Source organism: Candidatus Regiella endosymbiont of Tuberolachnus salignus, assembly GCF_964020115.1.
Taxonomy (GTDB): Bacteria; Pseudomonadota; Gammaproteobacteria; order Enterobacterales; family Enterobacteriaceae; genus Regiella; species Regiella insecticola.
On record NZ_OZ026542.1, the window covers coordinates 951957 to 974404 of the forward strand.

Annotated in this window: 20 protein-coding genes; 5 read left to right on the top strand and 15 right to left on the bottom strand. The window is 42.4% G+C overall.

Annotation, left to right across the window (positions count from 1 at the left end):
- Positions 1–36 precede the first annotated feature (36 nt).
- Positions 37–864 carry an N-acetylmuramoyl-L-alanine amidase gene (locus AACL30_RS04830; RefSeq protein ID WP_339057901.1) on the top strand — a complete coding sequence of 276 codons (828 nt, stop codon included), beginning with the start codon at positions 37–39 and terminating at the stop codon, positions 862–864.
- 340 nt (positions 865–1204) lie between these two features.
- Here AACL30_RS04830 and AACL30_RS04835 read toward each other — a convergent pair whose 3' ends face one another.
- The 15 genes from AACL30_RS04835 to djlA all read right to left on the bottom strand — a co-directional run bounded on the left by AACL30_RS04835 (position 1205) and on the right by djlA (position 17262).
- Positions 1205–2626 (bottom strand): L-cystine transporter, encoded by a 1422-nt coding sequence (locus AACL30_RS04835; RefSeq protein WP_339057902.1) that lies wholly within the window; start codon positions 2624–2626, stop codon positions 1205–1207.
- A 176-nt stretch (positions 2627–2802) separates the two neighbouring features.
- Positions 2803–3192: a transposase gene (locus tag AACL30_RS04840; protein WP_339057903.1), complete on the bottom strand. Its 390-nt coding sequence runs from the start codon at positions 3190–3192 to the stop codon at positions 2803–2805.
- A 525-nt stretch (positions 3193–3717) separates the two neighbouring features.
- Positions 3718–4266 carry a metal-dependent hydrolase gene (locus AACL30_RS04845; RefSeq protein WP_339057904.1) on the bottom strand — a complete coding sequence of 183 codons (549 nt, stop codon included), beginning with the start codon at positions 4264–4266 and terminating at the stop codon, positions 3718–3720.
- A gap of 134 nt (positions 4267–4400) precedes the next feature.
- Complete coding sequence (gene ybgF, locus AACL30_RS04850) at positions 4401–5189, bottom strand: tol-pal system protein YbgF (protein WP_339057905.1); 789 nt, start codon at positions 5187–5189, stop codon at positions 4401–4403.
- Between the two features lie 9 nt (positions 5190–5198).
- Complete coding sequence (gene pal, locus AACL30_RS04855; protein WP_339057906.1) at positions 5199–5711, bottom strand: peptidoglycan-associated lipoprotein Pal; 513 nt, start codon at positions 5709–5711, stop codon at positions 5199–5201.
- Between the two features lie 173 nt (positions 5712–5884).
- Positions 5885–7186 (bottom strand): Tol-Pal system beta propeller repeat protein TolB, encoded by a 1302-nt coding sequence (gene tolB, locus AACL30_RS04860; protein ID WP_339057907.1) that lies wholly within the window; start codon positions 7184–7186, stop codon positions 5885–5887.
- 122 nt (positions 7187–7308) lie between these two features.
- Positions 7309–8343, bottom strand: a complete 1035-nt coding sequence (gene tolA / locus AACL30_RS04865; RefSeq protein WP_339057908.1) for a cell envelope integrity protein TolA — start codon at positions 8341–8343, stop codon at positions 7309–7311.
- A gap of 64 nt (positions 8344–8407) precedes the next feature.
- A complete protein-coding gene (gene tolR / locus AACL30_RS04870) occupies positions 8408–8836 on the bottom strand; it encodes a colicin uptake protein TolR (RefSeq protein ID WP_339057909.1) in 429 nt (142 codons plus the stop codon).
- Between the two features lie 12 nt (positions 8837–8848).
- A complete protein-coding gene (tolQ, locus tag AACL30_RS04875) occupies positions 8849–9532 on the bottom strand; it encodes a Tol-Pal system protein TolQ (protein ID WP_339057910.1) in 684 nt (227 codons plus the stop codon).
- 120 nt (positions 9533–9652) lie between these two features.
- Complete coding sequence (gene cydX, locus AACL30_RS04880) at positions 9653–9751, bottom strand: cytochrome bd-I oxidase subunit CydX (RefSeq protein WP_006707046.1); 99 nt, start codon at positions 9749–9751, stop codon at positions 9653–9655.
- A gap of 26 nt (positions 9752–9777) precedes the next feature.
- A complete protein-coding gene (gene cydB, locus AACL30_RS04885) occupies positions 9778–10917 on the bottom strand; it encodes a cytochrome d ubiquinol oxidase subunit II (RefSeq protein WP_339058392.1) in 1140 nt (379 codons plus the stop codon).
- Positions 10918–10951: 34 nt separating this feature from the next.
- Entirely contained in the window at positions 10952–12526 is a 1575-nt protein-coding gene (gene cydA, locus AACL30_RS04890) for a cytochrome ubiquinol oxidase subunit I (protein ID WP_339057911.1), read from the bottom strand.
- 103 nt (positions 12527–12629) lie between these two features.
- The gene (gene ppk1, locus AACL30_RS04895; RefSeq protein WP_339057912.1) at positions 12630–14693 is read right to left on the bottom strand and encodes a polyphosphate kinase 1; all 2064 of its coding nucleotides are present in this window, start codon (positions 14691–14693) and stop codon (positions 12630–12632) included.
- A gap of 159 nt (positions 14694–14852) precedes the next feature.
- Entirely contained in the window at positions 14853–16247 is a 1395-nt protein-coding gene (radA, locus tag AACL30_RS04900) for a DNA repair protein RadA (RefSeq protein WP_339057913.1), read from the bottom strand.
- A gap of 172 nt (positions 16248–16419) precedes the next feature.
- Entirely contained in the window at positions 16420–17262 is an 843-nt protein-coding gene (gene djlA, locus AACL30_RS04905; RefSeq protein WP_339057914.1) for a co-chaperone DjlA, read from the bottom strand.
- A gap of 254 nt (positions 17263–17516) precedes the next feature.
- Between djlA and lptD the strand changes: the two genes are divergently transcribed.
- From lptD to pdxA, 4 genes are read left to right on the top strand one after another with little or no spacing between them, the layout of a single operon-like run.
- Entirely contained in the window at positions 17517–19838 is a 2322-nt protein-coding gene (gene lptD / locus AACL30_RS04910) for an LPS assembly protein LptD (RefSeq protein ID WP_339057915.1), read from the top strand.
- Positions 19839–19867: 29 nt separating this feature from the next.
- On the top strand, positions 19868–20011 hold the full coding sequence (locus tag AACL30_RS04915; RefSeq protein WP_339057916.1) for a hypothetical protein: 144 nt from the start codon (positions 19868–19870) through the stop codon (positions 20009–20011).
- Positions 20012–20024: 13 nt separating this feature from the next.
- Positions 20025–21329, top strand: coding sequence for a peptidylprolyl isomerase SurA (gene surA / locus AACL30_RS04920; protein ID WP_339057917.1), 1305 nt, complete (start codon positions 20025–20027; stop codon positions 21327–21329).
- Positions 21316–22338, top strand: coding sequence for a 4-hydroxythreonine-4-phosphate dehydrogenase PdxA (pdxA, locus tag AACL30_RS04925; RefSeq protein ID WP_422389575.1), 1023 nt, complete (start codon positions 21316–21318; stop codon positions 22336–22338). Before surA ends, pdxA begins: the two co-directional genes overlap by 14 nt.
- Positions 22339–22448: the final 110 nt, after the last annotated feature.

Below are 22448 nucleotides of genomic sequence, written 5' to 3' on the forward strand. Positions count from 1 at the left end.
ATAAAACATCACGAATATCACTGGGAAAATAACACAATGAATAAATTGTCAATTCTGTTTCTCATACTGTTAATGGCTGGATGTAGCTCTGATCGATTTGTTGATAGAGGTGACTATAAAGCGGATACAAGTTTCCCTGCTGTTGGTCAAAACGATCGGGTAAGTTCTTTAGTTCTACACTACACGGCGCTCGATGACGAAAAATCAATAAAAGTCCTCACCCAAGGACAAGTCAGTGCCCACTATCTTGTTCTTGAGCATCCTGAAAAAGAGCGAGGTAAACCTGTCGTTTTACAATTAGTTGGTGAAGAGGACAGAGCTTGGCACGCAGGCGTAAGTAATTGGCGAGGCCGTAGTAATTTAAATGACTCTTCTATCGGAATTGAAATTGTTAATTTAGGTTATACCAAAACGTTTTTCGGTAAAAAATGGTATCCGTTTAATCAGCAGCAGATAGAACTGATTACCCATTTAACCAAAGATATTGTGAAGCGTTATAAGCTTGATCCAACCAATGTCATTGCTCACAGTGATATTGCGCCACTCAGAAAATCCGATCCTGGCCCTCTTTTTCCATGGAAAGGCCTAGCTAGCATAGGGGTGGGAGCATGGCCAGATGAAAATGTGGTCAAAAAATACATCGCGCAGAGAAATAAATATGCGATAGCCTCAGTCAGTGAGATCCAAAAAGCATTGGCCAAATATGGTTATACTATCCCACAAACTGGCGAATTAGATAAAGAAACCAAGCGAGTTATCAGCGCCTTTCAGATGCATTTCAGACCCGCCGATTTTAGTGGCACACCTGATGTAGAGACGGAAGCCATTGCCCTGGCACTGGTAGAGAAGTACCGCTCTAAATAATATGCTTTTATCCTCATACTTTTCAGTGTGAGGATAAAATGTAGGATAAAGCAAGGGATATAATGATATTTTCCGCCATTCAATTTTAATCAAACAACCCACCATGGTTTATAAGTGTCTACAGTAAAATTATTAACGTCGTAATCATCTGTATATGTTAAGAAAAACTTTTTCATATCGTTAATATCAGCAAATGAAGCTTCTCCATTAAGATTCTTATATTTTAATAATATAATCATTATATAAGAAATGACATCTATGATCATGATGAAAATATGATGAGGTGATAATGACGATATCTAGCCAGTACAAAATTTTTTTGTGCTGCCTCTAACCACTTTTATTGCTGAGATAATGCAATATCATCTTCAGCATTCATAATACCCTTGTCAGTTTGTTTCATTAATTGACTGGTGATCACCCCGGCGGTGATGGCGCCATTAACGTTAAGAGCAGTGCGACCCATATCAATTAATGGCTCTACCGTAATCAACAATGCTACCAGTGTCACAGGCAAACCAAGCGCAGGTAATACAATCAACGCAGCAAAAATTGCGCCGCCTCCCACTCCAGCAACACCAATCGAACTAATGGTAACAACGACAACCAAGCTGGCGATCCATTTTAGCTCTAACGGATTAATCCCCACCGTCGGCGCCACCATCACCGCTAACATTGCCGGATAAAGACCAGCACAGCCATTTTGGCCAATACTGGCTCCAAAAGAAGCCGAAAAACTGGCAATGGATTGAGAAATACCCAAACGGCGAGTCTGCACCTCTACACTCAGTGGGATGCTAGCTGCACTAGAACGACTGGTAAAAGCAAAAGTTAATACCGGCCACACTTTCTTGAAAAATCTTAATGGGTTGACACCACTAATAAACAATAATAAAGCATGAACAATAAACATGATGCTTATCCCTAAATAAGAAGCCACAACAAAACCGCCTAATTTAGTAATATCTTCAATATCTGAACTCGCAACCATGTTGGTCATCAATGCCAAAACACCATAAGGCGTCAATTTCATAACCAACTTCACTAAGTGCATCACCCAGGATTGCAGTGCATCAATCGCCACTAAGATACGTTGACCCTTTTCCGCATTACTGCGCAAGAGTTCAAGAGAGGCAACACCCAAAAATGCAGCAAAAATAACAATACTAATAATAGAAGTTGGCCTGGTACCTGTCAGATCAGCAAAGGGATTTTTAGGAATAAACGAAAGAATTAATTGAGGAACCGTCCAGTCAGCTACTTTATCCCTATACTTGCTTTCAATAACACTAAATCCTGCGATTTCCTGTGTTCCTGCTGTCAAGCCTTCGGCCGTCAGCGCAAATAAATGCGTTACCAAAACACCGACCAGAGCGGCTATTAAGGTAGTAAATAGTAACGTAGTGATAATTAATACACTGATTTTGCCGAGAGAAGCAGCATCATATAATTTGGCAATCGCGCTTAAAATAGAGATAAAAATAAGTGGCATTACGATCATTTGTAATAATTGAACGTAACCATTACCGACAATATTAAACCAATTCATTGACTCTTTTAGTATCGGATGATCATTACCATAAACAAGCTGTAGCCCCAAACCAAACAACACACCGATCACAAGACCGGCTAATACTTTTTTTGCTAAACTCCATTTTTGATGAGCCGCCGGTTTATCATGGAAGAGCCGACGCGGTAACTGTGACAACAGTAATAACAGCGCCATAAACACCAGCACATTGACTACCAATAGTGACTCCATCAACTAATCCTCAAGAATTTACAGCAAACTCACTTATTCTCGCCGATAAGATGGGTCGTTCCGTATAGCCGAATCAGTTTAATTTGATTCAAGGCGGAGGAGCGCAGACAGTACAAATAGTACGGCAAGTGACGACAACACTTAAATCAAATTAAACTGCTTTGGCTATGGCACTGTTAACAAAGTAATTTAAAAACCTTAAGACAAGCGATGGCGAAAAAAGAAAAGAAGGTGACATCTAGCTTATCAAAGCGTAAAGCGAGTCTTTTGTGTTCTTTTATTTTGCCGAAGAAACGTTCAATGGCATTACGTGTTTTATATTTTTCTTTATCTTTTGGCGGGATACCGGGATAAATCGCGCCTTGGCGGCGAGGGATAACCGGATATTTTCTGCTATCACGAATAAGCTTTTTGACATCATAAAAATCGTAGCCTTTATCCGCGATAACATCGTTTATCTGTCTCCAGTCTCCTTTTGCCCACAAAATAGGAAAAACTTTCATATCGGTACGTTGTCCGTAAGAATAAACAAACACTCCTGAGATAATCGCCTGAAAGGCCAACATGAATTTTAGTACTCATTCCTTTGCGACCGCGCCCTATCGACTGAACTCCTTTTTTTTTAAACTCCCTGAGCCAGGGCGGTGTAGGCTCACTGTGGTGCTGTCTATCCAGACGCAGTCAAGGCTGATTTTCTTTTTTTTCTGCAATAGATAAAGCAAATGCCAGAATAACCCATTCTCACTCCAGCGTTTAAAACGTGTGTAAATCGTATGCCAGTGGCCATAAAAAGTAGGCACGTCACGCAAGGGATACCGGTTCTCAATACGTATAACACTGCCGAGAAAAAGTGATAATGACTGATACCCGTGGGTCTGCCTGGACGCTTGTAATATTTAAGAATATGAGGCTCGATTTCTTTTATAAAATCGGACGCTTTGATCGGATAATGTCTGTTTTTCATCCTTAACAACCCCACAAAAAGCGGAGCTTATCTCAATACTCACTTTGTTAACAGTGCCATATCACTGAAATTTAAAAAATGGGAGTCAATTGGCGAACAAAATAATCACCGAGACTCCGAGCTTAAACTATAACTTAAAATTCGTAAGTTGCTCGAAGTAAACCAGTAATGAAATAGAAAAATCGGATTGCCAACAAAGTGCGCAACCGAAAAATAGCATACAAAAAACCCGTTCAGATTGATTATTTTTTTTAGTGTTAAGAAATGGTAGCTTAAATCGCCAACGACAGGGCCACAATAAAGGGATACCGGCAGGGGTTAACATATCTGCCAATAAGTGGCTGGAATAACCAATCAGCAAGGCATGTAAGACGTCTGGGGGGAAAAAACAATGCGAAAAGAGCGTCGAGTTAAACAAAAACACGCCGCCAATAACAGCCAGCAAACTATGAGTAAATCCGCGATGGCCAAACGTTTTCGCCATGGGTAACGAAATCCATTTCAATCGCCGTCCAATAATTGATTTCGGGTGGTCAATATCAGGTAATAAAGACGCTAGCAACGCAGCCGGGATCATATGCCACCAATCGCCCTGTGCAAGCTCAGGTGTCAAACCGGCTTTTTGAGCAAAAATAACACAGGCAACAGAAAAAGTGAGATGCCCTTCCCCGGTCATACAAAAATTTCCTTAGTTAATAGCAGTTAAGCCTAACAGTATATGAAATTTTTGATTGCGATAATAGCCGTTGATAGAAAGCTAATTGGCTACGATACTAACTTGTCGAGTACATACCCACATCAGCAATATTCTTATTTTAAAACGCGAAGCCGTTCACCTGCCTGCTCTGCAACAGTACTATTAGCATATTCTGCGATGATTTTTCGATAAACCCCCTTTGCTTTACCAATATCCTTTTTTTCTTCTAGAATTTTTCCAACTTTAAATAGTGCCTCAGGGCTTTTTTCAGATTTTGCATCACTTTTAACCACCCGCGCATAATGACGCATCGCCTCATCTTTTTTACCTTTATTGTAATAAAGCTGTCCTAACCAATAATTAGCGTTGGCTTGATAACTTGATTTTGGATAGGCGGTTAAAAACGCTTGAAGAGCAATAATAGCTTGATCATCTTGCTTTTTTAGCGTTAAAGCGAGAGCCGCATCATAGTCACCTTTTTCACTGTTGTTACCAATAGTGTCGTCGGCGGTATTCACCATGGGTTCAATAACACTAGCATCTGGGGTGTTAATGATTTCCGTATTTTGTGTAGCGGGCGCTGCCTCAACGCTGAGCCTTGCCGGTTCGTGTTGTTGATGAGGCTGCTCAGGCTGTTTTGGCGACCCATTGAGTTGGTTAAGTTGATACTGGTTTTTTTGTATTTGCCCACGTAAATTATCAATATCAAGCAACGATTCAGATAACTGTTGTTGGAGTTGGGTTAATAATTGACTGTGGACATCAGAAATACGCTCCAATTGAGCGAGTCGCTCTTCTACAGTACTAGCATTGTTGATTGGCGCTTGAGCCCTAGCGACCCAAGGAGCCGCTACAGTACACAACAACAAACTTAGCAAATAACATTTGAAGTCAAGATTCATACCACACTCTTAATAAACCAAAACCGCACGGCGATTTTTTGCATAAGCATTCGCGTCATGACCCATTTCCGCAGGTTTTACTTTTCCATAGGAAACGATAGAAATTTGCTGGTTTGAAACCCCTTTTCCCTGCAAATACATGCTAACGGCATTGGCACGACGCTCGCCTAAAGCGATGTTATATTCTGGTGTTCCACGCTCATCAGCATGGCCTTCAATCACAATTTTGATAGCGGGATCCGCACGCAAAAACGCCGCATGTTCGTTCAATATTGACGTAAATTCAGTGCTAATATCGTATTTATCATAACCAAAATAGATTATATTTTGTTGTTGTAACCTTTGCATTTGATCTTCTCTAGAAGATCCGCCGCTGAGATTTTCACGATCCATACCCAGTGTGGCGGCATTGGGATCAATAGCTGATTGGTCGGTGGTACCGCGTTTATTAGAACTACAAGCGGTTACAACAAGAATAGGTAAAACTAACATTAACCCTTTTAGTGCTTTATTCAGTTGCATCTCTTTCACCCTTAGATTATTAATTTGTCATTAAATACTTATTATCTATACCCACAGCCTTTCAAGTTGCCACCAAACGGCAAGGGCGTGAGACCCGATGAGCGTAGACTACTACGTGATTCTGTCAAACACCCGCAGCCAACAGGTGGCTTCAAAGGCGAAGGGTATATACCTCATAGATACGGTGACCACGCTGGAAATGAAAATTTCCCATCGTTTGCCGGAAGATGCGCTTTAAAACGTCCGTCCGTCGAAACAAGTTGTAATACCGAGCCTACTCCTCTTTTAGTCGAACTATAAATTATCATGAGGCCATTAGGAGAAATACTGGGTGTTTCATCAAGAAAACTATCGGTGAGTACTTGAACAGCGCCGGTTGAGAGATCTTGTTTAACAATATGCTGATTTCCACTATTACTCGCCACTAGCGCTATAAATTTACCATCATAGCTTACCTCTACATCCTGATTTTGAGCGCCTTGCCAGGTAATACGTTCTGGCGCACGCTGGTTAATGTTAATTTTATACACTTGGGGGCGTCCACCTTGATCTGAAGTGTAGGCCAAATTCTGACTATCAGGGAACCAACTAGGTTCAGTATTATTACTCCGACTATCGGTTATCTGCGTGATATGGCCAGAGGCCAGCTCCATCAGATAGATATTTAAACTGCCACTTTTAGATAAAGCAAAAGCCAATTTAGAACCATCAGGAGAAAATGCTGGCGCGCCATTGTGACGTGGAAATGAAGCGATTTTTCTAATTCCGCTGTTCGCTAATGTTTGTACCACTAGGGCAGATTGCCCACTTTCAAAGGTAACATAAGCGATTTTACTACCATCTGGAGACCAGGCCGGGGACATCAGTGGTTCAGCAGAACGATGAACAACAAATTGATTGTAGCCATCATAATCAGCTACACGTAGTTCATAGGGACGTTGTTTATCGTGGATTTGTACAATATAGGCAATACGGGTACGAAAAGCACCTTTGATCCCTGTCAATTTTTCGAATATTTCATCACTGGCGGTGTGAGCCGCGTGACGTAACCATTGTTGTGTAATTTTATACTGGTTTTGTGCTAGTACGGTTTTCACCGTACCAGAGGTATCCACTAGCTGATAAGAGATGAGATAATGACCCTCGACACTCGGTTGGATCTGCCCTATCACCACTGCATTAATCCCTAATGCACTCCAGGCGCTAGGGGTAACTTCTTCCGCGCTCGAAGGGTGCTCAGGCATACGTGTCTTATCAATCGGATTAAATTTTCCGCTGTTGCGTAAATCCGCTGCCACTATGGCAGCAATATCTTTATCTTCAGACGCAACACCTGATCCTTGCCATGTAAATGGCACCACCGCGATAGGGCGAGCCGAGTCGACCCCTTGCGTGATTTCAATACGAACCCCTGCATACAATGCATTAGCCCATAACATTAAAAATCCTAGCATCACTCGACTTGCCAACTTCATATTAGTTTCCTTGAATATTCGACAAACTTATTAGAATCTGCCCCAAATCTCTTGTGTTCATTTATCTTTCGTCAAAACTACGTTTTCAAACAGGTTTTAAAAGATAAAAAGACTTCAATTATTTACTGTGGCTTAAAGACTAACGAGGCATTTTTAAATACTTGATAAACATCATCACTGGGTGGTTTAGGTATTTTAGCTTGTTTTGCAGCGGCTATCGCCGCTTGACACAATGCAGAATCGCCTCCTTCTGCCACAACACTGATTAATCCTCCTTCAGGAGCCAGTTTGATGCGCAGATCACAGGTGCGCCCTTTATAAAGATCAGCATCATAAAATCGGCTTTGAATAGCGGCAGTGATCTGTCCTAAATAGCCGTTAATATCCGCCCCAGAAGCGCCACTTTTTTTCACTCCACTTTCATTTGTTGCCACTTTTTCCCCTTGATTGGGCGTATTTTTGCTCGATGCCAAATCGTCCAACAGGTTATCCACTTCTACTGCCTTAGCGCTATCAGTCTCCAATTTTCTTTTAGCCGCCTCAGCGACCGCTTTTTGTTTAGTGTCATTTTCCATTTTTTTAGCAGCGGCCTGTTTTTTCGCGGCGCTATCGGCTTCTTTCTTTGCCTCAGCGGCCTTTTCTCTCGCAGCGGCCGCCTTTAGCACTTTGTCAGCTTCGGCTTTTGCTTGAGCCGCTGTGGCTTCAGCTTTTTTTTGTTCTATTTTGGCTTTTTCTATCGCCTCCGTCGCGAGTTTCTGCTGTATAGCTAATTGTTTTTGTTGCTCAGCCAATTTTTTTTGTTGTTCCTCTGCCATTTTGGCAGCATTTTGCTGTGTCCGTCGGCGCTCGTCTTCCAAATCTTGCTGGCGTTGACGCTCCGCAATTTTTTTTTGCTGAAGTTCTTCTGCCTGTAATTCAGTTTTTTTCTTATTCTTGGCATCAGTGGATGGCGTATTTTGACGACGATCAGGCGGTGCTGTCGCGCTAGTATCAACCATCACCGCGTCCATAACCCCAGCACTTGCATTGGTTCCTGCCATATCAGCATGTTGCAGACGATAGCCCCAAATAAAGCAAGCGATTAAAATGATATGTAGAATAACCGAAATAATAACCGCCAAATTCAACTTATCACTTTGTTGGGTTGTCTTCGCCATGTTTTATTTCCAAAAAGCAAGAAGTCCAATAAAAAATATCTGCTGTCTGGACTTTCAACAGCAACTATATCGGTTGTGTCATCAACCCCACCGACTTAACGCCCGCTTGATGAAGCATATTTAATGTTTTGATGATTTCGTCATAAGGGACGTCTTTTGCCCCACCGATTAAAAACACCGTTTTGGGATTAGTCTGCAAATGCCTTTTTATTTCTGCAATAACTTGTTGTTCTACCAATTGTTCCATGCGTTGACGATCAACAACTAAAGCGTATTGCGCAACACCAGAGACTTCAACAATCACCGGTGCGTCACCTTCACTGGACACATTTTTTGAATCTACAGCATCAGGTAAATCAACCTCAACACTTTGCGTGATAACAGGCGCTGTGGCCATAAAAATGAGTAACAATACCAATAATACGTCAAGCAAAGGAACAATGTTAATTTCAGATTTAAGCTCTCGTCTTCTCCTCATTCGCGCTCGTGCCATAACATACCCTACCTATTGGTTGTCAACGCGGGCAAAAACCTGACGATGCAAAATAGCGGTAAACTCTTCCATAAAATTATCATAATTTTGCTCGAGTTTATTCACGCGCAGGTTAAGTCGATTATACGCCATCACCGCGGGAATGGCGGCGAATAAACCAATAGCAGTGGCGATCAAGGCCTCAGCAATGCCCGGAGCAACCATCTGTAAGGTTGCTTGTTTTGCTGCTCCTAACGCAATAAAAGCATTCATAATTCCCCATACAGTACCAAATAAACCAATATAAGGACTGATAGAGCCTACCGTACCAAGAAACGGGATATGTGTTTCCAACATTTCTAATTCACGATTCATCGCAATACGCATCGCACGGCATGCTCCATCAATAATCGCTTCCGGTCGGCTATTGGCACGATGTAAACGAGAAAAGGCTTTAAAACCGGAATGAAAAATTTGTTCTGAACCGGCGATACGGTCATAACGAGCATCGCTCTCCTGATAGAGCTGCGCCAATTCTTTACCTGACCAAAATTTATCTTCGAAAACGTCTGCATCACGATGCGCCACATTAAGAAGACGTGTCTTGTGAATAATTATCGCCCATGAAACGATAGAAAACAGGATTAACAGCAGTATGATCAACTGCACTAACAGGCTCGATTTCAAAAATAAATCTAGGACGTTCATATCAGCCACAGCATAGACTCCACAACAATAAATTTAGAGGCTATTCGAAATCTCTTATATCCCCTTCGCCTTTTAAGCTACCGCTTTGAAAATTTCGAAGAAGATTTCGAACAGTCTCTTAGACGGCATTTATTTAGTATTGGTTTCATTCTGTTCCAACGCCAAAGCAGCAATAATGCCAAAACAACAGGCCAATAAGGTTCCCAAAATCCAAGCAAAGTACCACATTTTTTATACTCCCTATGCAATGATGGCTAATACAGAGAAGACGAATGATTATCGATAAAATCTTTATCAATACGGCCAAACATTTTGTAGTAGCACCAGCTGGTATAAATCAAAATAATCGGGACAAAAATTAACGCAACCAAGGTCATCAGCCGTAAAGTTAATAAACTTGAGGTGGCATCCCACAAGGTCAAACTGGCATTCGGCTCAGTACTTGACGGCATAATAAAGGGAAACATGGCAACCCCGGCGGTCAAAATAACACAAACGATAGTGAGAGAGGATAGTACAAAAGCCCAAGCATTTTGCGAAAAACGTGACAATAATAAGGTAAATAGTGGCAGAATGACACCTAATGCCGGCAATAGCCACAAACTTGGATATTTATTAAAGTTAAGCAACCAGGCTCCCGCTTGATGAACCACTTCTTTATTCAATGGATTAGAGGCAGCGCTGGTATTCACTACCGAAGTAATAACAAAACCATCAATGCCCACTATCAGCCATATCCCGGCCAATAAAAAGGCGATAGACATTATTAAAGCCGAAATCTGCGCCGCCTGACAGGAACGCAAATACAATTCACCTCGAGTCCGCATCTGCAAGTAAGTCGCCCCTTGAGTCACTAACATAGCTAAACTCACCACGCCAGCTAATAAACCAAAAGGATTGAGCAATTGAAAAAAATCACCGGTATAAAATAAACGAAGATAACTATCGATATAAAAGGGAACCCCTTGCAATAAGTTGCCAAAAATCACGCCAAACACCACCGCTGGAACTAAGCTACCCACGACAATCCCCCAATCCCATAGATTACGCCATCTAGGATGATCAAGTTTTGCGCGGTAATCAAAACCCACGGGACGAAAGAACAGCGCAGCTAATACCAACATCATTGTAATGTAAAAACCCGAAAACGCCGCCGCATAGACCATCGGCCAAGCAGCAAATAAAGCACCACCGGCAGTAACCAACCAAACTTGATTGCCTTCCCAGTGAGGAGCAATCGAATTGATCATAATACGGCGCTCAACATCAGTTTTACCGATAATGCGCAGTAAAATTCCCACGCCGATATCGAATCCATCGGTAACAGCAAAACCGATGAGTAGCACCCCAATCAGCAGCCACCAAGCAAAACGCAATACTTCATAATCAAACAACATAAAATAGACTCCTAGCGGCTCTTACTGTGCTTTATATTACCGAAACCGAACTGCTTTTTTCAGGCGGGTATTCAAAATGATAACGCCCCGTTTTCAAGCTACTCGGCCCTAAGCGAGCAAATTTAAACATCAGATACATTTCCACTATTAAAAACAAAGTATATAGACCGCAAATGAGCGCCATAGAAAACCAAATATCGCTGGCATTCAACGAAGAATGCGCCATTGCTGTCGGCAAAACCTCACCAATCGCCCAAGGTTGACGACCATATTCAGAAACAAACCAACCGGCTTCCACGGCAATCCAAGGTAGCGGCAGCGCGTACAGTGCCGCCCAATGCACCCATTTTTTCTCTCCAATTTTGTCTCGCACCACACAATAAAAAGAAGCACCCATAACCAATAAAATGAGTAACCCACAAGCGACCATAATGCGAAAACCAAAATAGAGTGGCAAAACAGGTGGAATCGAATTTTTAGTGGCCAGTTGAATCTGTTCTTCACTGGCATCGATGACATTTGGCGCATATTGTTTCAACAATAGACCGTACCCCAAATCTTTTTTCGTTTCATTAAATGCTTGACGTATTGCCGGATCAGTCTCTCCGGCGCGTAATGTCTCAAGCAAATGATAAGCTTGCATACCGTTACGAATACGTTTTTCATGTTGCAACATCAATTCACGCAAACCCAGCACCGGCTTATCCACTGAGCGGGTCGCAATTAAACCAAGGAGATAAGGAATTTGCAGGCTAAAAGCATTTTCCATTTTTTCTTGATTTGGGATGGCAAATAGCGTGAAGGCGGCTGGTGGGGGCTGGGTTTCCCATTCGGCTTCAATGGCGGCTAGTTTTGTTTTTTGTACATCCCCCATCTCATAACCCGATTCATCGCCTAAAACAATAACCGATAGCGTAGCCGCTATACCAAAGCTAGCAGCGATGGCAAAGGAACGTTTGGCAAAGGGGATATCACGGCCTTTTAATAAATAATAAGAACTGATCGCCAATACAAACATGGCACCAGTCACATAACCTGCCGCAACGGTGTGGACAAATTTCACTTGAGCAACCGGATTAAACACCAGTTCAGAAAAACTGAGCATTTCCATCCGCATGGTTTCAAAGTTGAAATCAGAGGCGATTGGATTTTGCATCCAACCATTGGCAATGAGGATCCATAATGCCGAAAAGTTAGAGCCTAAAGCGACCAGCCAGGTCGCCGCCAAATGCTGATATTTGTTTAAACGATCCCAACCAAACAAAAATAGTCCCACAAAAGTCGATTCAAGAAAAAACGCCATTAAGCCTTCAATCGCTAAAGGCACACCAAAAATATCGCCGACGTAATGTGAGAAATAAGACCAATTGGTGCCAAATTGGAACTCCATGGTTAACCCTGTCGCGACGCCTAAAGCAAAATTAATCGCGAATAATTTACCCCAAAATTTCGTCATATCCTTATAGATTTGCTTGCCGGATAACACATAAACGGTTTCCATGATGGCCAGTAAAAACGCCAACCCCAGCGTTAAAGGAATAAAAAGGAAATGGTACATGGCGGTTAAGGCAAACTGTAATCGTGAAAGCTCCACAATATCTAACATTTTTACTCCTCTCTCCTGGTGAAGGCTTCATCATAAACCGGTAAAGCATCAATTCAGTATTATAATAATATGTATTAGTTTAAATATAATTTCGAACAGACTCTTACAACTCTCTTTGCTCCAACGCTTTTAAATAATCATAAATCGCCATTTGGGCACGTATTTTTCGTTTATTGCCACGAGGTACATAACGATTGCTCATTTCTTTATCAAGATAACGTGCTCTCACGGTGTCGCTAAAAAGTAGGTCTAAAATAGCCAATACTCTTTGCTTTAGCCATAAATCGAACAAAGGCACCGCCACCTCAATACGATAATCAATATTTCGGGTCATCCAGTCCGCTGATGATAAATAAACCAAGATGTTACCTTTATTTTCAAATACGTAGACACGGTCATGTTCTAAAAAACGATCCACAATACTGATCGCTTGAATATTTTCACTGACACCCGGTACATTAGGTACCAATGAACATATTCCACGTATCAGTAAGCAAACTTTCACACCCGCCTGCGATGCCTCGTATAATTTATCGATCAGGCCATTATCAACTAAATTATTGATTTTTAATTTAATGGCAGCATTTTCACCCTTTTTAGCATGAGAAATTTCTTGATCGATCAATTGATATAATTTTGACCGCGAATTTTGTGGTGAAACAATTAAATGATCAAATATCACCGGCCGATAAGGATTTTCTATAAAACTAAAGACACGACGCACTTCATTAGTAATACGCGCATCCGCCGTTAGTAAAGAATAATCGGTATAAAGCCGGGCGGTTTTTTCGTTGAAGTTACCGGTACCAATATGGGCATATCTGATAATTTTTTTATCTTCACGGCGGGATATCAAAAATAGTTTGGCATGAATTTTTAAGCCAGGAGCAGAGAATATAACGTGTACCCCCGCTGCCGTTAGGCTTTTCGCCCAATAGATATTGGCTTCTTCATCAAAACGCGCTTGTAATTCAACCACAACCGTCACTTTTTTACCGTTATGGGCAGCATAGATCATCGAGTCAATAATGCGTGAATCTTTAGCCACGCGATAAATATTGATTTTAATCGCAATGACATTAGGGTCAAATGAAGCTTCATGCAGTAGTTCTAATACATGTTCAAAAGTATGATAGGGGTAATACAACAACACGTCTTTTTCACGAATAGCATCAAAAGTATTGCGAAATTGATTAAATCGATTATGCCGTAAACAAGGCATCGGGGGATAAAGCAGGTTACTTTTGCCGATATTGGGAAAACACATAAAATCTTTCAAGTTGTGGTAACGTCCCCCCGCAATCACCGAGTCATAATTGGAAATCGCTAAATTTTCACACAGTGATTTCATCATCTCATTCGGCATATCTTTTTGATAAACAAAACGTACCGGCTCTGCCGTTAGGCGCTTTTTTAGACTCGATGACATCAGTTCTAATAGGCTGGATTCCATTTCAGTAACCAAATCATATTCCGCATCGCGCGTCATTTTCATCGAATAGGCGTTTAATTTATCGTAATCGAAAAATCCTTTAAAAATTTCGTCAAGACAATAACGCAAGATGTTATCGAGTAAAATAATCGGCTTGCGTCGCCGCGGGGCCTCTGGTGGTAGCTTCACAAAACGGGGCACTTTGTCTGCTGGGATTTCTAGCAGTGCGTATTCCGTCTGTTGCCCTTTAATTATTTCAATCGCCAAATAAGTAGAGTCATCCTTTAAAAATCGGACTAATTTGGTGTCTTGATTAATCAGAATCGGCGTGACATGTTGACGTAAAGCGTGCTTAAAATATTGCCGCAACCAGGTTTGTTGATTTTCTGAAATTTGTCGTTCATTAACCAAAAATATGTGCTTACGCGCCATTTCTAACAATAGCTCGTTATACAAATTATCAAATGCCTGCTCAGCTTGAACGACTTTGGCCTGAATTTTTTTCAATAAATGGCGAGAGGCTATACGCGAACCCTGTTCTTTGCTGATTAAAATGCGCTTTTTTAACTCAGCAAAACGCACTTTATAAAACTCGTCCAGATTGTTGGAATAAATGCCAAGATAACGCATTCGTTCAATCAAAGGGTTGCTGTGATCAGCCGCTTCCTGAAGCACTCGTTCATTAAAAGATAACCAGCTCAGTTCTTTCTCGGTGTAGAGCTTTTCCTGACTCATAGCGACTCCATATAATAGAAACCTACTGCGTATACGAACTAGGGTTTCGAAAGAGGTCTAATGATCGGTGCCTTTCAAGTTACGGCTGCGTTGGCAGCGATCACTCATCCTCCGTCATATACCGATTCGATTGATTGCCGCCTTGCCGTAACTCGAAATTCATTGAGTATATAAATCCTCTAATAAGGACAGTGTATCTGCCAATTTTTTCATGCCAAATACCTCCATATTGGCTACTTCTTTTTTGGGAATATTAGCGTAAGGCACGATGGCGCGCTTAAAACCGTGTTTGGCTGCTTCCGAGATCCGTTCTTGTCCATTGGGTACTGGGCGAATTTCTCCTGCCAAACCTACCTCACCAAATACCACCAAATCTTTTGGCAATGGGCGATCTTTTAAACTAGAAACTAAGGCCAGCAAGAGAGCCAGATCGGCACTGGTTTCCGTGACTTTTACCCCACCGACAACATTGACGAATACATCTTGATTCGACATTTGTAAACCACCATGGCGATGCAACACTGCCAATAATATCGCTAGACGATTTTGCTCTAACCCTACGGCGACACGGCGGGGATTAGCCAGCATGGACTGATCGACCAGTGCCTGGATCTCAACTAATAATGGCCGGGTACCTTCCCAAACGACCATGATTGAGCTGCCGGCGGTAATTTCATCCCCTCGACTGAGGAAAATCGCAGAAGGATTATTCACCTCACGCAATCCCTGCTCTGTCATGGCAAAAACGCCTAATTCATTAACCGCGCCAAAGCGATTTTTATGACTGCGAAGCGTACGAAAGCGAGCATCACTATCACCATCGAGCATCACTGAACAATCAATACAATGTTCTAATACTTTAGGTCCAGCCAGTGCGCCGTCTTTAGTAACGTGCCCGACCATTACAATAGCGATACCCTGTGTCTTGGCAAAACGGGTCAGATAAGCCGCTGTCTCACGCACTTGTGCCACACTGCCCGGTGAAGACTGAATATCTGAAATGTGCATGACTTGAATCGAATCGATAACAATGAGTTTTGGCTGTTCGTGCTCGGCAATTAAGCAAATTTGTTCAATGCTGGTTTCAGATAGCAAATTCAGATTTGCCGTCGGCAAATTAAGACGGTGAGCGCGCATGGCTATTTGTTGTAACGATTCTTCGCCGGTGACATAAAGGGTTTTCATATTGATGGCAAGCTGGCACAGTGTTTGTAACAACAGAGTGCTTTTCCCCGCCCCAGGATTTCCTCCAATCAGAATAGTACTGCCTGGTACTACTCCGCCGCCCAATACGCGATCAAATTCTTGAAATCCAGTAGAAAAACGAGGAAGTTCGGCAAGATCGATGTCTGATAGTTTTTGTACCTGATTATGGTTTATCCCTGATTTTCCAGCGTAACCGACAAAACGTTGACGACCCGGAGAGGAAACCTCTGCCAACCGCACTTCACTGATATTATTCCAAGCATGACAAGCGCTACACTGCCCTTGCCAACGTGGATAATCGGTACCACATCCATTGCAGACAAATACCCGTTTTGCGACTTTAGCCACAGTGCTACCTCAATTGAGCTTCGCTAAAAAAGATTTCGAATATACCCTTCGCCTTTCAAGTTACGGCGGCATTAGCAGCATCCTCTGTCATGTACTATCTGTACACTCTTGGGATTCGCTTGATTGCCGCCTTGCCGTAACTCGAAATTCATTGGGTATAGACTCTTAGCACCTATTTAAATCCCTTTTCACGTTTGATTAAATTATAAGCAGCTTGAATTTCTTGTGTTTTTTCTTTTGCCATTTTCATCATTTCAGGAGGTAAACCTTTTGCAATGAGTTTGTCAGGATGATGTTCGCTCATCAATTTTCTATAAGCCCGTTTAACAACAACATAGTTATCGCTATTTTTTACCCCTAGCACTTTACAAGCATCGGCTAATGTAGGCCCTCGAGCTGTTTGCCTGAAATTGCCTTGTCGATTTTCTTGATTACCTTCTCCTTGATATTGCCATCCCCCTTCATGATAAAATTGGCGGCCTCCTTCCATTGTATTAATCAATTGATCAAAATCAGCAGAAGAAATTCCCAGCTCTTCAGCAATAATCTTTAGTACCTCCCGTTCACTAGGATGAAGAAAACCATCTGAAAAAGCAGCCTGAAACTGAATTTCTAAAAATATTCTGATTAAATCAAAACGCCCAAAACAAATACGACGTAATTCTTGCAACTTGTTTTTTAACGGAAATTGCTTTTCTTTACCTTCACGGAAAGCACGCTGTGCGGCTATACGTGCTTCACCGTGCAGTTGCATCCGTTCCATCAACTGATTGGCTAGCTGAATATCAAGCTCAGTCACCCGCCCTTTAGCTTTACTTACATGCCCCATCACTTGAAAAGTGCAACGAAAAAAGAGTGATTGTCGTACTTGTTGGCTGGTGAAAAAGCCACTACGCCCAACATTTCTGGCTTTATCCACCGTATGGCCAACAAGTAATCCCAATAATATCCCCCAGAAACCAATACCAGACATTAATCCTAATATCAGACCGAGCAGTTTTCCCCAATACGGCATAGGCTCCTCATATTCATTATGCTCTAAGCCAAAATTTCTATTATGATACTCGGCATCTCGTTGATAACCTATACCCTTCGCCTTTGAAGCCGCCGCGTTGTTGGCTGCGAATGTTCGCCGAATCACGTAGTCTATCTACGCTCATCGGTCGGTCGTCCTGGCCGCCAGCCGCAGCTTCAAAGGCGAAGGGTATAACGACAAAAGCGACAAAAAATGGCCAAATTTAACCCTAGTGCAAGGATGATGAGTAAAATATGAAAAAAAAATCTTCAATACTGCTCGCTACTTTGATCTGGTCAGCATTCTCTAGCAGGCACGCATTGGCCGACCTTGCTGAACAATGTATGCTCGGCGTCCCTAGATATAATAAACCGTTGGTGAGCGGCGATATCAATCAGCTCCCTGTGAATGTTCAAGCGGACAAAACGGTGGCTCACCATCCTAATAACGCTCAATTTATCGGCAATGTGACTGTTGAGCAAGGTAACAGTAGGCTGACGGCTAATCACGTTGATCTCTATCAGACACAAGAAAACCAGCACAGTATTCCCGAACGTACAGTAACAGCCACAGGTAATGTCAACTATGAAGATCCTGCGATCACATTAAAAGGACCAAAAGGTTGGTCTAACTTAAATACCAAAGATACCAATATCACTAAAGGCCAGTATCAAATGATGAACAAACAAGGCCGTGGTGACGCAGATCTGATGAAATTACGCGGTGAAAAACGCTATACCATTTTAGAAAATGGCACCTTCACTTCCTGTCTTCCTACCGATAACAGTTGGAGCATTCAAGGCGCTCATATCATTCATGATAAAAAAGAACAGCTTGCTAAAATATGGCATGCTCGTTTTAAAATTGGCTCAGTACCTGTATTTTATAGCCCCTATTTACAATTACCGACAGGAGATAAGCGACGTTCTGGTTTTTTGATCCCTAATGCCGCTTATACTAGCAATAATTATTTTGAATTCACACAGCCTTATTATTGGAATATTGCGCCTAATTTTGATGCCACCATCACCACTCGCTATCTGCATAAACGCGGGGTGCAATGGCAAAATGAATTCCGTTACTTATTAGCTCCAGGAAGCGGGATTATGGCGCTGGAGTGGTTGCCAAATGATAAAGCTTATCTTGCTACTAATGTTAACGATAACAACACGCGCTGGTTATACAATTGGAAGCACTCAGGCGTTATGGATAAAGTATGGCGTTTTAATGTCAATTATACCAAGACCAGTGATACAAAATATTTTAGCGATCTTAGCTCGCCCTACGGCTCTAGCACTGATGGTTATGCAACGCAAATATTCAGCGCCGGCTATATGCAGAAAAACTGGAATGTAACACTGTCTTCTAAACAATTCCAAATATTCACTACCGGAGGCAATCAAAACGCTTATCGTGCTCAGCCTCAAATAGACATAAACTATTATAAGAATAATCTAGGGTCTTTCGATTTTCATACCTATGGTCAAATAGCAAAATTTACCAGTGTTAATGCTAAAAATCCTAAAACCAAACGCTTCCATATTGAACCGACCCTCCATCTGCCACTGGCCAATAGCTGGGGCAGTGTCAGCACTGAAACCAAACTGATGCTGACCCATTACCAACAGGATATCCCGGCAAATAAACCAAAACTAGAACAGTCTGTTAGCCGGGTTATGCCCCAATTTCAGGTCGACGGAAAACTGGTTTTTGATCGACCTATGGACTGGAAAAGTCGTTTTACACAGACGTTAGAACCACACGTACAATACCTCTATGTTCCCTATCATAATCAGGACAATATTTACTTTTATGACACCACTTTATTGCAAAATGATTATGCGGGACTGTTCCATAATCGAGGCTATAGCGGCTTAGATCGCATCGCTTCAGCCAATAAAATTACCAGTGGTTTAACTTCCCGCATTTTTGACGATAATTTAGTGGAACGTTTCAACGTTTCCATTGGTCAAATTTATCATTTAAGCCCCTCTCGTATAGAGGGTGCCACTCCGATCAACAAAGATAGTGATACCGGGAGTTCAGTATGGGTAGGCGAGAGTTATTGGCGTATAACTGATAACTGGGGTTTAAGAGGAGGAACACAGTATGACACCCGCTTGGGAAATTTAACGCAAAGCAATGGAATCATGGAATATCGCCCTGACGCTGAGCGAGTACTGCAGTTCAATTATCGCTATGCTAGCCCTGAATATATTCAAGCCTCTGTACCCAATGTGAAAAATCCGGGGTATCAGCAAGGTATTTCACAAGCGGGGATTGTCGCCGGCTGGCCGTTAGCTGATCGTTGGGCTATCGTCGGCGCCTATTACTATGATACCAAAGCCAAGCAATCGGCCAGCGAGTTAGTAGGTTTGCAATACACTACCTGTTGTTGGGCGGCTAACATAGGATATGAGCGAAAAATTATGGGTTGGAATGGACAAAATAATAATAGTAAGTATGACGAGCGTATCTCTTTTAATATTAGCTTACGTGGCTTCAATAATGACTATAGCCTAGGCACTCATAATATGTTGAGCGCCGGGATTTTACCGTATCAACATGCTTTTTAATACAGTAGACTTCTCAGAGCCTATACCCAATGAATTTCGAGTTACGGCAAGGCGGCAAGGGCGACCGACCGATGAGCGTAGACATACTACGTGATTCGGCGAGCACCCGCAGACAACAAAGCCGTAACTTGAAAGGCGAAGGGTATATTCGAAATTTTCAGATGACATCATGATGGAACTCATAATATGAAAAATTGGGGAATGCTGATCCTCAGTATGGTGATTTTTACCCATGCCGGGTTTGCAGCGTCACAAAAAATCGATAACACTGCTGCTACCGTCAATGGTAGTGTAATACTACAAAGTGATATAGATACGCTTTTGCAATCAGTTAAGCTTAGTGCAAAGCATGCTAATCAACCGATACCTGACGAAAAGCAGTTACGTCATCAGATCATTGAAAGTTTAATTATGAATGATATTCAATTACAGATGGCGCAGAAAATGGGTATGACTATCTCTGAAAGCCATCTGGATAACGCCATTGCGAATATTGCCGCTCAAAATCATATGACCATTGATCAACTGCGTAGCCGCTTGGCTGCGGAAGGCATCAATTATCAGACTTACCGCACACAGATCCGCAACGAAATGCAGATATCAGAAGTACGTAATAACGAAGTTCGACGCCGTATCAAAATTTTACCGCAAGAAGTTGAATCATTAGCCCAACAACTCGCGGCGCAAACCGGTGAAGACACAGAGCTTAATATCAGCCATATCCTGATCTCATTGCCTGAAAACGCCTCAGTGCAACAAAAAGATCAAGCAGAAAAAAAAGCCGAAAAAATTGTCGCTGAAATTAAATCAGATAAGAGTTTCGCCAAATTGGCGATTGCCCATTCATCCGATTCCCAAGCACTAAAAGGCGGTCAAATGGGGTGGAGTAAACTGGCAGAATTGCCGAGGCTATTTGCTGAACAACTCAAGACGGCTAATAAAGGCGATATTATTGGCTCCATCCGTTCAGGCGTCGGTTTTCATATTTTAAAAGTCAACGACATCCGGAAGGCGGATAAAAAAATATCAATTACTGAAATGCGCGTACGTCACATCTTATTGAAACCCTCGGTGATGATGACCGATGAGCAAGCTCAGGCGAAATTACAATCCGTCAGACAAGAAATCAAAAGCGGAAAAACCGATTTTGCGGCTGTCGCACGAGAAATTTCTGAAGATCCAGGCTCTGCACAACAAGGGGGTGATCTCGGTTGGATTTCACCTGATGATAGATATGATCCTACCTTCCTTAATGAACTAGCAAGCTTAAAAAAAGGCGCCATTAGCCCACCTGTACGCTCTTCATTGGGTTGGCATTTAATTCAATTAATCGATAGCCGTACCGTAGACCGAACCGATGAAATGCTGAAAGAACAAGCTTACCGCATGCTGATTAAACGCAAGTTTTCAGAAGAACTGCAACCTTGGATGCAAGAAATGCGCGCAGCAGCCTATGTAAAAATACTTGATAATACTGATGAAAAACAATAAACCTATCGTTATCACCCCAGGAGAGCCTGCCGGGGTGGGGTCGGATTTGGTCATAGCACTGGCACAGCAGGATTGGCCGGTCGAATTGGTGGTTTGCGCCGATGAGCAGCTATTGAATGAGCGAGCTGAACAGCTCAAATTACCTTTGCTCCTGCGACAGTATCAATGCAACAAAACTAACGCATTACCGTCAAAAGGCACATTAACCATTCTGCCAATAAAAACCGGCGCACCCGTGGTTGCCGGCCAGCTTGAAAGAAAAAATAGCCGCTATGTGCTAGAGACCCTCACACGCGCCTGTGAAGGTTGTCTACGGGGTGAATTTTCTGCGCTTGTCACCGCTCCAGTGCAAAAAAGTATTATCAATGATGCAGGCATTCCTTTTATTGGGCATACTGAATTTCTTGCCGAACGTAGCAACGTAAAACAGGTGGTGATGATGTTAGCAACACCTTCGCTGCGTGTGGCGCTAGTGACAACGCATTTGCCATTATCACAGGTGCCAAAAGCGATTACTAAAGCTAACTTATCTCGGGTGATCAAAATCCTTAATGACGAATTAAAACAGAAATGGGGTATTCTTAAGCCTCGGATTTATGTCTGTGGGTTGAACCCACATGCAGGTGAAGGGGGTCATCTCGGGAGAGAAGAGCTGGATATCATTGCTCCCACATTACAATCCTTGCGTAAAGAAGATATCGATCTGATAGGCCCTCTACCAGCAGATACCTTATTTCAGCCAAAATATCTTGAGCAGGCTGACGTAGTGCTTGCTATGTACCATGATCAAGGTTTACCGGTGCTTAAATATCACGGGTTTGGCCAAGCGGTTAATATCACGCTGGGTCTTCCCTTTATTCGCACCTCCGTTGACCATGGCACCGCTTTAGAACTTGCGGCGACGGGTCGTGCGGAAACAGGTAGTCTCGAGGCAGCATTAAATTTGGCTATTAAAATGATAAATAATTGCAACACTAAGCATAAACCTCTTTCCAAACCTACTACGTGACGCGAATCCTGCGTTGCCCGGCGCTCGCAATCCTCATGTACTGCATGGCAACGAAGGTTGCTGTGCGCCGGGCGCCTTGACTTAGCATAACGAACTACGGTTTGGAAAGA